Source organism: Janthinobacterium sp. LM6, from assembly GCF_002002885.1.
Classification (GTDB): domain Bacteria; phylum Pseudomonadota; class Gammaproteobacteria; order Burkholderiales; family Burkholderiaceae_D; genus Janthinobacterium; species Janthinobacterium kumbetense.
On sequence record NZ_CP019510.1, the window covers coordinates 115,020 to 128,318 of the forward strand.

12 protein-coding genes are annotated in these 13,299 nt (G+C 63.1%); 5 read left to right on the forward strand and 7 right to left on the reverse strand.

The features are described from left to right. Window positions 1-159 precede the first annotated feature (159 nt). The 5 genes from BZG29_RS00485 (at window position 160) to BZG29_RS00505 (ending at window position 9,571) form a co-directional block, all read left to right on the forward strand. Window positions 160-2,103 carry a S9 family peptidase gene (locus tag BZG29_RS00485; RefSeq protein WP_077398215.1) on the forward strand — a complete coding sequence of 648 codons (1,944 nt, stop codon included), beginning with the start codon at window positions 160-162 and terminating at the stop codon, window positions 2,101-2,103. Then, window positions 2,100-6,281, forward strand: a complete 4,182-nt coding sequence (locus BZG29_RS00490) for a DEAD/DEAH box helicase (protein WP_077398216.1) — start codon at window positions 2,100-2,102, stop codon at window positions 6,279-6,281. The genes BZG29_RS00485 and BZG29_RS00490 overlap by 4 nt, the downstream gene beginning before the upstream one ends. A gap of 69 nt (window positions 6,282-6,350) precedes the next feature. Continuing rightward, window positions 6,351-6,839: a hypothetical protein gene (locus BZG29_RS00495; protein WP_077398217.1), complete on the forward strand. Its 489-nt coding sequence runs from the start codon at window positions 6,351-6,353 to the stop codon at window positions 6,837-6,839. A gap of 167 nt (window positions 6,840-7,006) precedes the next feature. Continuing rightward, window positions 7,007-8,866 (forward strand): DUF885 domain-containing protein, encoded by a 1,860-nt coding sequence (locus BZG29_RS00500; protein ID WP_150131075.1) that lies wholly within the window; start codon window positions 7,007-7,009, stop codon window positions 8,864-8,866. Window positions 8,867-9,037: 171 nt separating this feature from the next. Continuing rightward, entirely contained in the window at window positions 9,038-9,571 is a 534-nt protein-coding gene (locus BZG29_RS00505) for a hypothetical protein (protein WP_077398219.1), read from the forward strand. Between the two features lie 93 nt (window positions 9,572-9,664). On the opposite strand, the gene tatC is transcribed toward BZG29_RS00505, so the two are convergent. The 7 genes from tatC to hisF all read right to left on the reverse strand — a co-directional run bounded on the left by tatC (window position 9,665) and on the right by hisF (window position 13,296). Further along, complete coding sequence (tatC, locus tag BZG29_RS00510) at window positions 9,665-10,420, reverse strand: twin-arginine translocase subunit TatC (RefSeq protein ID WP_077398220.1); 756 nt, start codon at window positions 10,418-10,420, stop codon at window positions 9,665-9,667. Then, on the reverse strand, window positions 10,417-10,950 hold the full coding sequence (gene tatB / locus BZG29_RS00515) for a Sec-independent protein translocase protein TatB (RefSeq protein WP_034780928.1): 534 nt from the start codon (window positions 10,948-10,950) through the stop codon (window positions 10,417-10,419). The genes tatC and tatB overlap by 4 nt, the downstream gene beginning before the upstream one ends. A gap of 48 nt (window positions 10,951-10,998) precedes the next feature. Further along, window positions 10,999-11,235 (reverse strand): Sec-independent protein translocase subunit TatA, encoded by a 237-nt coding sequence (tatA, locus tag BZG29_RS00520; RefSeq protein ID WP_034780931.1) that lies wholly within the window; start codon window positions 11,233-11,235, stop codon window positions 10,999-11,001. 80 nt (window positions 11,236-11,315) lie between these two features. After that, window positions 11,316-11,687, reverse strand: a complete 372-nt coding sequence (locus tag BZG29_RS00525; RefSeq protein WP_077398221.1) for a histidine triad nucleotide-binding protein — start codon at window positions 11,685-11,687, stop codon at window positions 11,316-11,318. 15 nt (window positions 11,688-11,702) lie between these two features. Next, the gene (locus BZG29_RS00530) at window positions 11,703-12,074 is read right to left on the reverse strand and encodes a phosphoribosyl-ATP diphosphatase (protein ID WP_034753849.1); all 372 of its coding nucleotides are present in this window, start codon (window positions 12,072-12,074) and stop codon (window positions 11,703-11,705) included. Beyond that, window positions 12,071-12,508 (reverse strand): phosphoribosyl-AMP cyclohydrolase, encoded by a 438-nt coding sequence (hisI, locus tag BZG29_RS00535; RefSeq protein WP_034753847.1) that lies wholly within the window; start codon window positions 12,506-12,508, stop codon window positions 12,071-12,073. Before hisI ends, BZG29_RS00530 begins: the two co-directional genes overlap by 4 nt. A 26-nt stretch (window positions 12,509-12,534) precedes the next feature. Next, the gene (gene hisF, locus BZG29_RS00540) at window positions 12,535-13,296 is read right to left on the reverse strand and encodes an imidazole glycerol phosphate synthase subunit HisF (protein WP_070290307.1); all 762 of its coding nucleotides are present in this window, start codon (window positions 13,294-13,296) and stop codon (window positions 12,535-12,537) included. Window positions 13,297-13,299 lie beyond the last annotated feature (3 nt).

Genomic DNA, 13,299 nt, shown 5'->3' on the forward strand with positions numbered 1-13,299 from the left:
CAATCGCCGCCATTTCATTGATTCCGGTGCCGCTTTGCAGCATTTGCCACGCACAGCGATGACTTTCGTTGTGCCAGCCCTTCCATTATGATGATGCACGCCGCCGCGCGCCTTGACCCTGCCTGGCGGCCCTTGATCCCCTCACTATACGGAGCCCGCATGACCTCGACCGCATCCAGCACCCCTTATGGCATCTGGCCATCGCCGATCAGCGCGGCCATCGTCGCCGCCGGCGCCTCGCCGCTGACGCAGCTGGCCCTGGGCGGTGCGGATGGCGGCGACGTGTTCTGGCTGGCCGGCCGCGCCAGCGAGGCGGGCCGCAACACCCTGCTGCGCCAGCGCGGCGCGCGCGTCGATGAATTGACGCCGGCGCCGTTCAATGTGCGCACCCGCGTGCACGAATACGGCGGCGGCGCGTATGCCGTGGCCGGCGATACCGTCTACTTTTCGCATTTCGCCGACAATTGCCTGTACCGCGTGAGCGGCGACGCCGCGCCCGCAGCGTTCACCACGGGCGGCAACACGCGCCATGCGGATTTCGTCGTCGATGCGGCCCGTTCCCGCCTGATCGCCGTGCGCGAGCAGCATCCGCAGGAAGGCCATGCCCTGCCGGAAAACTGCCTGGCCGCCGTCGGCTTCGACGGGCGCGAAACGGTGCTGGCGCGCGGCCACGATTTTTATGCGGCGCCGCGTTTGTCGCCGGACGGCAGCCAGCTGGCCTGGATCAGCTGGGACCACCCGCGCCTGCCGTGGCAAGGCACGGAGCTGTGGCTGGCCGACGTGCAGGCGGACGGCAGCCTCGGTTCGCCGCGCCTGATCGCCGGCGGCGCGCGCGAGTCGATTTGCCAACCGGAATGGTCGCCGAACGGCTTGCTGCACTTCGTTTCCGACAGCAGCGGCTGGTGGAATCTGTACCGCCTGCACGGCGCCGACATCGAGGCGCTGTGCCCGATGGAAGCGGAATTTGCCACGCCGCACTGGACCTTCGGCGGCAGCATGTACGGTTTCCTGTCCGACGACGAGATCGTCTGCACGTATATCCAGGCGGGCATCAGCTACCTGGCGCAATTGAGCGTGGCGGCGGCCAAGCTGGAGCCGATTCCCCACCCGTACCAGGAAATCCGCGAACTGCGCGTGGGCTCCGGCTTCGTCGCGCTGCTCGGCGGCAGCCCCACCATCGCGCTGGAACTGGCGCGCATCGATTTGGCTAACCACGAGCTGGAAGTGCTGGCGCAGTCGATCGCTGCCCTGCCCGCGCTCGGCTACCTGTCCGTGCCGCGCAGCTTGAGTTTCCCCAGCAACAATGGCCGCACGGCCCACGCCTTCTTTTATGCGCCCACGAATGGCGACGTGCAGGCGCCGGCAGGAACGTTGCCGCCCGTCATCGTCATCAGCCACGGCGGCCCCACCAGCATGGCCAGCAATACCTTAAAGCTGGCGACGCAGTACTGGACCAGCCGCGGCATCGGCGTGCTTGACGTCAATTACGGCGGCAGCAGCGGCTTCGGCCGCGAATACCGCGACGCGCTGCGCGGGCAGTGGGGCATCGTCGACGTGGAAGACTGCATTGCCGGCGCGCGCTACCTGGCCGCCAACGGCCTGGCCGACCCGGAACGCCTGATCATCCGCGGCGGCAGCGCGGGCGGCCTGACGACCCTGTGCGCATTGACGTTCCACGACGTCTTCAAGGCCGGCGCCAGTTACTACGGCGTGTCCGACCTGAAGGGCCTGGACGACGATTCGCACAAGTTCGAATCGCGCTACACCGACTACCTGATCGCCCCGCAGCCGCAAGCCGAGGCGCTGTACCGCGAGCGCTCGCCCATCCACCACACGGATAAATTGTCGCGCCCGATGATCTTCTTCCAGGGCCTCGACGACAAGGTCGTGCCGCCGCAGCAGTCGCAGCTGATGGTCGACGCCCTGCAGGCGCGCGGCGTACCCGTCGCGTATGTGCCGCTCGAAGGCGAGGGCCACGGCTTCCGCAAGGCGGAAAACATCGTGCGCACGCTGGACGCGGAACTGTATTTCTACCAGCGCGTGTTCGGCCTGCCCGTGGCGGCCGGCGAGCCTCCCGTGCATATCGCCAATTTGCCCGCATGACCGAGCAAAATGTCGACCAGCATCTGTTGGACGAGTTCGCCGCACTGGAGCAGCATGAGCAGATGATCCTGGCCCTGCTGGCGATCACGGGCGAACCGGTGGGCAAGCATGCCGTGTATGAACACTTGCAGCGCGCCAATGTCGTCGAGCCGGACGGCACGCCGTTTTCCCTGCTGGTGGTGACCAACATGCTGCAGCGGCTGACGCGCCTGGCGCTGGCGTCGGAAATCGTGGGACGCGGCTTTGCCTGCGAAGCGAGGCTGCGCTGGCCCGCCATGCGCGCCGCCATCGAACACCTGGTGTTTCGCGACCTGTGCCAGGCCATCGAGCTGATCAACCCCGTGCGCCGCAACTGGGATGGCTATGTGGAATTGCGCAGCTACCGGCAAGGCGTGGCGCGCCTGCGCATCGCCCTGCTGCGCAATGACGAGGTGCGCCACGTGGCCGCCATCCTGGCCGCCTGCATGGCGTGCTATGAAGCGCAGCAGCTGCATCCGCTGATCGAAATCTTCGGCCGGCCGTTCGAGCCGGAAATGTTGTCTTTCGTCATGCCGCAATTGCAGGATGACATCCTCGCCGTGCTGCTGGGCAACGCGCCGCGCGAACCGGGCATGGCGCACGCCATCCGCGCGTACGCGCGCGCCCACCACGCGCGCCAGGCGGCGGCCGGCGACCATATCGGCGCCGCCCTGCCGCTGGCCCTGGCCGAAGACGCCCTGCTGTGCGGCGAACTCGACGCGGCCGCGCGCTACCTGGCAGGCCAGCAGGGGCCGCAGGTGCTGTTTCTCGACAGCAGCATCGCCCTGTTGCGCGGCGAACATGCGCACGCCGTGGCGGGCTTCGAGACAGCCTTGAAGGGCTTGCGCAAGGAAACAGGCAAGCGCAAGCTGTGCTTCACGGGCATCGGCGGCCACTTGTATGTGCTGGCCCTGCTGCGCAGCAACGACGCCAAGCTGCTGAAAAGCGCGGAAACTTACCTCGATATCGCCCTGCACGCGCAGCCGAACCACGACAGCATCGTCTACCAGCAACTGAATACCCTGCGCCTGGTGCGCGCCGGCGTGCAGCTGGCGGAAAGCATCCCCACGCGCAGCTGGGAAACGGCACTGCAGGCGCAACTGTTCCAGGCCTTGTTGTACTACTGGCTGGCGTTACCGCAGTTGAGCGAACGCAAGGACCAGCTGCGTTTGCTGGTGCAGCAAGCGGACGCGGCCGGCTACGACCTGATCGCCGCGCAGGCGGCCGGCTTGCTGGGCTTGCTGGGCGAGCCGCAGCAGGAGCGCTATGCCACCTCCAAGCGGGCGCAACATGGCTTGACGGACATGGCGCCGTGGTTCGAGCGCCAGGAAGCGTGGCAGCGCCAGCTGAGCGCGCTGATCAACCTGCAGCAGAACGCGCCCGCCGAAGCGCTGGGCGGCGTCTCGCGCCTCGTGTGGCTGGTGGCGTTCGACCCGCGCTTCGGCCTGACGGCCGTGGAAGTACGCGAGCAGAAGCGCGACGCGCGGGGCGGCTGGAGCAAGGGCCGCGCCATGGGCCTCAAACGCCTGGCCGAAGAGGCGGGCGACATCGATTTCCTCACGCCGCAGGACGCCCGCGCTGCGGGCAGCATCGCGCCTTTTAAACAATATTATTCGTCGGCGCCGCGCTATGAAGTCGAGCTGGACAAGGCCGCCATCTTGCTGGTGGGCCACCCGCTCGTCTTCTGGCTTGATAACCCCGACACAAGAGTGGAACTGATCGCCGGCGCGCCCGAGCTCCTCATCAAGTCGCACGAGGGGCAGCTGTGGCTGGGCATGCAGCCGCCCTTGCCCGACAACGGCAGCAACGTCGTGGTGCAGCGCGAGACGCCGACGCGCCTGCGCGTGGTGCACATCCTCGACGAGCACCGGCGCATCGGCGCCATCGTGGGCCTGGGCCTGTCCGTGCCGCTGCATGCGGAAAAACAGGTGATGCAGGCGATCGGCGCCATCTCGTCCATGGTCACCGTGCAATCGGACATCGGCGGCGGCGCAGGCGACGCGGAAGCGATCACGGCCGACCACCGCCTGCACGTGCACCTGCTGCCCTACCAGCAGGGTTTGAAGATGCAGATTCTGGTCCGGCCCCTGCTCGACAACGGCGCCTATTACGCACCGGGCAGCGGCGCCGAAAGCGTGTTTGCCGATGTGGCCGGCCGGGCCGTGCAGGCGCGGCGCGACCTGAATGCGGAACGCGAAGCGCAGCGCCAGCTCATCGGTCGCTGCCTGGTGCTGGAAGAGGCGGAAGAAGAGCATGGCGAGTGGCTGCTGGGCCAGCCTGCCCTGGGCCTGCAACTGCTGGTGGAGCTGCAGGCGCTGGACCCGGACGGCATGGTGCTGGCCTGGCCGGAAGGCGAAACCATGCGCGTGTCGAAGCGCATCGATAGCGGCCAGATGCGCCTGAACATCAAGAGCGAAAAAGACTGGTTTGCCGCCAGCGGCGAAGTGCAGATCGACGAAGACAAGGTGATGGATTTGCGCGCCCTGCTCGATTTGATGCAGAACAATAAAAGCCGCTTCGTGGCCCTGGGAGACAACCAGTTCCTCGCGCTCAGCGACGAATTGCACCGCCGGCTGTCCGAACTTGCCGCGTATGGCGAAGCGCATGCCGATGGCGTGCACATCCACCCGCTGGCCGCGTTTGCGCTGGAAGAACTGGCCAACGATGCGGGCGGCGTCAAAGCCGACAAACTGTGGCGCGAACACTTGCTGCGCCTGCGCGCCCTCGACGACTATCAGCCGCAGCTGCCCAGCACCTTGCAGGCGGACTTGCGCGACTACCAGCTGGCCGGTTTTAACTGGCTGGCGCGCCTGGCACACTGGGGCGTGGGCGCCTGCCTGGCCGACGACATGGGACTTGGCAAGACCTTGCAGGCGCTGGCCCTGATCCTGGCGCGCGCGCCGAACGGCCCCACCCTCGTCGTCGCGCCCACCTCCGTGTGCATGAACTGGATCAGCGAGGCGCAGCGCTTCGCGCCGACGTTGAACATCAAACTGTTCGGCAGCGGCGACCGCGCCGACATGCTCGACACCTTGCAGCCGTTCGACGTGGTGGTGGCCAGCTATGGCTTGCTGCAGCAGGAAGCGGCCATGTTTGCCGGCGTGCGCTGGCATACGATCGTGCTCGACGAAGCGCAGGCGATCAAGAATGGCGCCACCAAGCGCTCGCAAGCCGTGATGGCCTTGCAAGGCGATTTCCGCATGGTGGCCAGCGGCACGCCGCTGGAAAACCACCTGGGTGAATTGTGGAACCTGTTCCGCTTCATCAACCCCGGTTTGCTGGGCACCCTCGACCAGTTTAATTTGCGCTTTGCCGGCCCCATTGAGAAAGATCAAGACAAACGGGCGGCGGCCGGCGCCCGCTTGCGCCTGCGCCGCCTGATCGCGCCATTCATCTTGCGCCGCACGAAGACGCAAGTGCTGTCGGAATTGCCGTCGCGCACGGAAATCGTGCTGGAGGTGGAACTGTCGCCGCAGGAAACGGCGCTGTACGAATCGCTGCGCCGCGAAGCGCTGGAAAAACTGGCCATGGTGGAAGGGCCGGCGTCAAAGAAAGCCATCCAGATCCTGGCGGAGATCATGAAGCTGCGCCGCGCCTGTTGCAATCCGCAACTGGTGGCTCCCGAGCTGGGCCTGGCCAGCAGCAAGCTGGCGGCGTTCGCGCAGTTGTTGTCGGGCTTGCTGGAAAACCGCCACAAGGTGCTCGTCTTCAGCCAGTTCGTCGACCATTTAACCCTGATCCGCCAACACCTGGAGCAGCACGGCGTGAGTTACCAGTATCTCGACGGCAGCACGCCCATGCAGGAGCGCAAGCGCCGCGTCGATGCCTTCCAGGCGGGCGAGGGCGACGTTTTCCTCATCAGCCTGAAGGCGGGCGGCATGGGCATCAACCTGACGGCGGCCGATTACGTGATCCACATGGACCCGTGGTGGAACCCGGCTGTGGAAGACCAGGCCTCGGACCGCGCCCACCGCATGGGGCAATTGCGTCCCGTCACCATTTACCGGCTGGTGGCGAAACACACGATCGAGGAAGGCATCGTCGAATTGCACCAGCACAAGCGCGACCTGGCCGACAGTTTATTGGAAGGCAGCGACGCGGCGGCGCGCATGTCGGCCAGCGACATGCTGGGCATGCTGCAGGACGGGTTGAAGCGATGAGCTTGAAAAAATGAGCGGCGCCACCGCGTTCCATGCGATGATCGTTTTTCCCTGTTTTGATGCCATGCCATGACCGACTATATCGCCACCAGCGCCGGCCAGCGCGCCACCTTTTTGTGCGGCAAATCCTGGACCGCCTACGTCAGCACCTTCCTGATCGCCGTGCTGCTGTTCTTTGCCGCCCTGCCGCTGGCCTTCAAGTACAACGCGCGCGCCGCCTTCGTCGTGCTGATCGGCTCGGCCCTGATCGTCGGCTACCGCCTGCTGACCATCCGCAGCTATCAGCTGTACTACGACGAGGCGGGCGTCTGGCTGGCGTCCGGCATCTTGCCGTGGAAAAAGAAACTGACGGGCGTGAAATGGCGCGACATGGATGAAGCCGTCTATGAAACAAACTTCTGGAGCTGGCTGTTCCAATCCTATACGGTGCGCGTCAGCCAGCGCTACACGCAGGAAACGGAAATCCACGCCGCCGGCATGGCGCGCGGCAAGGATGCCGTCGCGGCCATCAATGCGCGCCACCAGGAATTGCTGCACGGCAGCGCCATCGTCGTCTAGCCCGGCGGACGGGCGGCAAAAAACTGCGCAAGCGCGGCAATTAATGCTAATCTTTGGGCCGCCCAGGCAAGCAAGGCCAACCTTTCAATAGTTGTTTGTTACTTATATTATCAGTTTATTATTTCCTGATATGAACAAACAGCAAAATATTCAAGAGATAAACTATGCTGATAAAAAATAAAGTTGCGCTCGCCGCATTGATGATGGCCTTTACCCTGACACCGGCCAGCGCCGCCAAGAAGTCGCAGAAGCAAGGCAAGGCCAGCACCAGCAGCAGCAAGAAAAAAACCGTCGGCAAGAAGGCGGCCGTCGTCACGGCGGCCACGGCGGCCACGGTCGCCGCCGTCGCCAGCGAGAACAGCAGCGACCGTTCCATGAATAACCTCAGCGGCCAGTTCCTCACGGCCCTGTGGCGCCTGGACCCGGAAAGCGCGATTTCGGTCGGCAAGTACGATGGCGCCGCCAACCTGAGCATTCCCGACGCGGCCAGCCGCCAGAAGCAACTGGCCTTCATCGAAGAATGGCTCGGTAAATTCGGCAAGCTGAATGCCGGCAAAATGTCGGACAAGCAACGTACCGACCTGGCCTTGCTGACGAATAAACTGCAATCGGACCGTTGGTATCTGACCACCTTCCGCGAATTCGAATGGAATCCCGCCCAGTACAACGTGGCCGGTTCCATCGACTTCATCCTGAACACGGAATACGCGGCCCAGCCGCAGCGCCTGCGCACCTTGCTCAAGCGCATCGCCAGCGTGCCGCAATACTATGCGGCCGCGCGCGCCAGTATCAATCACCCCACGCGCGAACACACGCAGCTGGCCATCGCCCAGAGCGCCGGCGTGCTCAGCGTGCTTGACGACCTGAACAAGACTGCACAGGGCTCCATCCTGACGCCGGTGGAAAAGCAGCTGTACAACGCCCGCATCGCCGCGGCCCGCACGGCCGTGCAAGGCTACGCCGCATGGCTGACGGAACAGGATGCCGCGCTGGCGCAGAACGGCAACGCGCGCTCCTTCCGCATCGGCAAGGAGTTGTATGAGCAGAAATTCGCCTACGATATCCAGGCCAGCGTCAGCGCCGAGCAGATGTACCAGAAGGCCCTTGCCGCGCGCGAAAAGCTGCTCGAGCACATGGATAGCCTGTCCGACGAGCTGTGGGTGAAAACCATGGGCGCCACGGCCAAGCCGGCGGACCGCACGGCGAAGATCGGCATGGTGATCGACAAGCTGTCCAGCAACCACGTGGCGCCTGCCGATTTCGTGCCGGAAATCCGCCGCCAGATTCCCGAGCTGCAGGAATGGGTGACCAGCCACAACCTGCTGACGATGGACCCGAAAAAGCCCCTGGTCGTGCGCGAAACGCCCGCCTACCAGCGCGGCGTGGCCGGCGCCAGCATCGAGGCGCCCGGCCCGTATCGCCCGCAAGACCGCACTTATTACAATGTGACGCCGCTCGACGGCGAAACGCCGGAACAGGCGGAAAGCAGCTTGCGCGAATACAACCACTGGATCTTGCAGATCCTGAATATCCACGAAGCCATTCCCGGCCACTACACGCAGCTCGTGTACGCCAACAAGTCGCCGTCGCTGGTCAAGTCCATCTTCGGCAACGGCGCCATGATCGAAGGCTGGGCCGTGTATGGCGAGCGCATGATGCTCGAGTCCGGCTATGGCAATAACGCGCCGGAAATGTGGCTGATGTATTCGAAGTGGAACTTGCGCAGCGTCACCAACACCATCCTCGATTACAGCGTCCACGTGCTGGGCATGACGGAAGCGCAGGCGCTCGACCTGCTGACGCGCCAGGCCTTCCAGACCAAGCGCGAAGCAACGGAAAAATGGCGCCGCGTGCAGCTGAGCTCGGTGCAACTGACCAGCTATTTCAGCGGCTACAGCGAAATCATGGACTTGCGCGAACAGCGCAAGCAAGCGCTGGGCAGCAAATTCGTGCTGAAGGATTTCCATGAGCAATTCCTCAGCTACGGCAGCGCGCCCGTGAAAGTCATCAAGGAACTGATGAATTAACTGGCGCTCGTCGTCAGCTTGCAAAGGGCGCTGCGGCGCCCTTTTTGCATGCGTTTGCGCCACCGCAAACCACCGGCGCGCCTGTCCATTAAGCTCATGGGAAGGCAGGCGCCACCGCACTCCTCACTGGCAATTGCCGATTTTCCTGCTAGGCTGGATACAGGAGCGTCCATGCATATGCCCATCCAGTTCGACACCCTCGATTACGCCAAACGCCTCGCCTCGGCCGGCGTGCCCACCCAGCAGGCGGAAGCGCATGCGACGGCACTGGGTGAAGTACTGGGCTCGGCCGTGGTCGTGCATGGCGAACTGGCGGCGCTGGAGCGCAATCTGCTGGGGGAAATCAAGCTGGTGTCGCAAAACGTCGATACCAAGCTGGGCGCCCTGGAGTTGAAGATCGATGCGCTGGAACTCAGACTCGATACCCGGATCGATGCCTTGGAACTCAGACTCGATACGCGGATCGATGCGCTGGAGCACAAATTCGCTACCAGGTTAGATGCATTGGAGCAGAAATTCGATGCCAAGTTAGAGGCATTGGAACAAAAATTCGATACCAAATTAGAGGCATTGGAGCAAAAACTCGACGCTCGCCTGGAGCGCATGGACTTGCGCCATGGCGCGGACATGAAACACGTGTACTGGATGATGAGCACCCTGATCTTGCTCAACCTGGGCATCCTCAGCAAGCTGATGCTGCAGTAAGCACACACTCACTTCCATAACAATGAAAAAGCCGCTGCTCCGGAAGGAGGTCAGCGGCTTTTGCCGGCGTATCTTGCACGTGCCAGTTTGCGTCTAGGACGCCTCTTCCGGCGCCTGGGTGGCCCTGACGAAGATGGGCGCCACCAGCAGGCCCAGCTCGAACAGCAGGCACATCGGGATGGCCAGCGAGAACTGGCTGACCACGTCCGGCGGCGTGACGATGGCGGCAATCACGAAGGCGCCGACGATGATGTAGGGACGCACTTCCTTGAGTTTCGCGATAGTAACCAAGCCCATGCGCACTAGGATCACCACCACCACGGGCACTTCGAAGGTGGCGCCAAAGGCCAGGCACATCGACATGACGAAATCGAGGTAATTTTCGATATCGGGCGTGACGGCGATCGACGAGGGCGAAAAATCGCTGATGAAGTGGAAGACGCGGCCAAACACAAAGAAATAGCAGAAGGCCACGCCGGCCATGAACAGCAGGGACGACGAAATGACCAGCGGCGCGATCAAACGCTTTTCATGCGTGTACAGGCCGGGGGCGATGAAGGCCCACATCTGGTACAGCACCCAGGGCAAGGCGACGATGAAGGCGATCACCAGGGTCACTTTCATCGGCACCAGGAACGGTGAAATGACGCCGGTGGCGATCATTTTCGAGCCGGCAGGCAGCGAGGCGATCATCGGCGCCGCAATAAAATCGTAGATATGCGAGGGCCCGGGCCAGTAAAACAGCACGGCGCAGACGACGGCGATGCCGATCGAGGCCTTGACCAGGCGGTTGCGCAGCTCGACCAGATGCGAGATAAAGGTTTCTTCCACCGGAGATTTGCTACTCATGAGTAAAAGGAGGAGGAACTGGCGCGCGGACGGAAGCGCGCCACGCGGGCGGCGGCCGACTGCACGTGCAGCTTGCCGCCATGGCGCTGCTTGTACCAGCCGGGGATGGCGGAATTGCGCACCAGCTTCTTGCGGCGGAATTCGCGCGCCTTGCGGGCCAGGTCATCGTTGGTGGCGCGCAGCATGGCTTCATGGGCATCATGATGCCCCTCATACGAGCTGGAATCGCCGCGCCAGGCGTTCTCCACCTCGGCCAGGTTGCCGGAGATCGAATTTTCCACGCCATGCATGGATTTCTCCACGCTTTGCTTGACGGAATGGGCCGCATCCTGCACTTCCTTCTGCAGGTTTTTCAGCTCTTCCATTTCAATTTCGCGCGAGACTTCGGATTTCACCTGGTTCAGATAGCGTTGCGCGCGGCCATACAGGGTACCGGCCATGCGCGCCACTCTCGGCAACTTTTCAGGGCCGATGACTATCAACGCAACCACGCCGATGATGGCGATTTTAGAGAGACCGAGATCGATCATAAGCGGACAAGGGCTGTTACCGGACGAGGCAAGCGCCCCGCCACGCTATCAGAACTTGCTTTTCTCTTTCGTTTCGACGTCGATGGTGCTTTTGTCGGCCACTTGCGATGGCGCAGCAGGAGGGGTATTGGCTGCCGGGGCGTCATCTTCGCCCTTGACGCCATCCTTGAAGCCTTTGACGGCCTTGCCGATATCACCGCCGATATTGCCCAGTTTCTTGGTGCCGAAGACCAGCATCACAATGACCAGAACGATCACCCAGTGCCAAATACTCAATGAACCCATCACATTCTCCTTGCGGGACGGTGCCCGAATAGCGTCGACCAATGCCGGTAGTATACACGCGAACCCGGCGCGCAGCGAAATCAGTGTTGACCGCGCCAGGGACGCGGGCCGCCGTACACATGCATGTGCAGGTGATACACCTCTTGCCCGCCGTTCGGGCCGCTGTTGATCATGGTCTTGAAGCCGCCGGCAGGCGTGCCATCGGCGTCATACGTGACGGCGCAGCCGAACTCGGCAGCGAGCTTCGGCGCCAGGCGCAGCAGCTTGCCCAGCATCTCCGTATGGCTGTCGTCGCAGTCGGACAGGCTGGCCACGTGGCGCTTCGGGATCAACAGCAGATGCACGGGGGCGGCCGGGTTGATGTCCTTGAAGGCCAGCAAGTCCTCGTCCTCATACACGATGGCTGAGGGAATTTGTTTTGCAGCAATCTTGCAAAAAATACAGTTATCCACGCACGCTCCAGTAGGTCAGTGTTTGTCTGTTTCGCCGGCGTCGCGCAGCTCATCCTTGCGTGCCGCCTTTTCTTCCAGGCCGGACAGGCCTTCGCGGCGCGCCAGCTCGTCGAGCACCTGCTGCGGCGTCAGGTCGAACTGCGCCAGCATCACCAGACTGTGAAACCACAGGTCGGCGCACTCGTACAGAACCTTCGACGGGTCGTTGTCGCGGCGCGCATCCTTGGCGGCCATCACCGTTTCCGTCGCTTCTTCGCCGATTTTTTTCAAAATCGCATCGTCGCCCTTGGCAAACAGGCGCGCGACATACGAGGTGGCGGGGTCGCCGCCGTTGGCCAGCTTGCGCGATTCGATCACGGCGGCCAGGCGTTTTAACGTTTCACTCATTTGCTCTTGCTTTCCGCGTAAATCGTCTCAGGGTCTTTCAGGACGGGGTCGGTGACTTGCCATTCGCCCGTTTTTTCGTCGCCTTCGAACTTCTGGAAGAAGCACGAGTGGCGGCCCGTATGGCAGGCGATGCCGCCGGCTTGCTCGATTTTCAGCAAGACCACGTCTTCATCGCAATCGAGGCGGATTTCCAGCACCTTTTGCGTGTGGCCCGACTCTTCGCCCTTGTGCCAGAGTTTCTTGCGCGAACGGCTCCAGTACACGGCTTCGCCCAGCTCCACCGTGCGCGCCAGCGCGTCGCGGTTCATCCAGGCGAACATCAGCACGTCATTGCTGCCCGCTTCCTGCGCGATCACGGGCACCAGGCCGTGCTCGTCCCATTTGACCTTTTTCAGCCACTTGGCATTGCTTGCTACGATGGTTCCGTTTTGCATGTTCTGTATCCTGGGTACTATTTTATTTACGCCAGGCGCATGGGAATGCCCTGCTGCGCCATGAACTGCTTGGCTTCCTGCACCGTGTGCTGGCCATAGTGGAAGATGCTGGCGGCCAGCACGGCGTCCGCGCGGCCCACCTTGATGCCATCGACCAGGTCTTGCAAGCCGCCCACGCCGCCCGAGGCGATGACGGGGATGCTGACGGCGTCGGACACGCCGCGCGTCAGGCCCAGGTCGAAGCCGACCTTGGTGCCGTCGCGGTCCATGCTGGTGAGCAAGATTTCTCCGGCGCCCAGGCTTTCCATTTTACGCGCCCACTCGAATGCGTCCAGGCCCGTGGCCGTGCGTCCGCCATGGGTAAACACTTCCCACTTGCCGGGCGACACCTGCTTGGCGTCGATGGCGACGACGATGCATTGCGAGCCGTGCTTTTGCGATGCCTCAAACACCAGCTGCGGGTTCGTCACGGCCGAGGTGTTGATGCTGACCTTGTCGGCGCCCGCGTTGAGCAGGCGGCGCACGTCTTCCACCACGCGCACGCCGCCGCCCACGGTCAGCGGAATGAACACCTGCGACGCCACGGCTTCGATGATGTCGAAGATCAGGCCGCGGTTGTCGCTCGAGGCGGTAATATCGAGGAAAGTGATTTCATCGGCGCCCTGCTCGTCATAACGGCGGGCAATTTCCACCGGGTCGCCGGCGTCGCGCAATTCCGTGAAATTGACGCCTTTGACGACGCGGCCATTGGTCACGTCCAGGCAGGGGATGATACGTTTTGCAAGCATGAT

Coding starts and splice junctions, on each gene's coding strand:
- BZG29_RS00485 (WP_077398215.1), top strand. CDS start 160: ATGACCTCGACCGCATCCAGCACCCCTTATGGCATCTGGCCATCGCCG.
- BZG29_RS00490 (WP_077398216.1), top strand. CDS start 2,100: ATGACCGAGCAAAATGTCGACCAGCATCTGTTGGACGAGTTCGCCGCA.
- BZG29_RS00495 (WP_077398217.1), top strand. CDS start 6,351: ATGACCGACTATATCGCCACCAGCGCCGGCCAGCGCGCCACCTTTTTG.
- BZG29_RS00505 (WP_077398219.1), top strand. CDS start 9,038: ATGCATATGCCCATCCAGTTCGACACCCTCGATTACGCCAAACGCCTC.
- tatC (WP_077398220.1), bottom strand. CDS start 10,420: ATGAGTAGCAAATCTCCGGTGGAAGAAACCTTTATCTCGCATCTGGTC.
- tatB (WP_034780928.1), bottom strand. CDS start 10,950: ATGATCGATCTCGGTCTCTCTAAAATCGCCATCATCGGCGTGGTTGCG.
- tatA (WP_034780931.1), bottom strand. CDS start 11,235: ATGGGTTCATTGAGTATTTGGCACTGGGTGATCGTTCTGGTCATTGTG.
- BZG29_RS00530 (WP_034753849.1), bottom strand. CDS start 12,074: ATGAGTGAAACGTTAAAACGCCTGGCCGCCGTGATCGAATCGCGCAAG.
- hisI (WP_034753847.1), bottom strand. CDS start 12,508: ATGCAAAACGGAACCATCGTAGCAAGCAATGCCAAGTGGCTGAAAAAG.
- hisF (WP_070290307.1), bottom strand. CDS start 13,296: ATGCTTGCAAAACGTATCATCCCCTGCCTGGACGTGACCAATGGCCGC.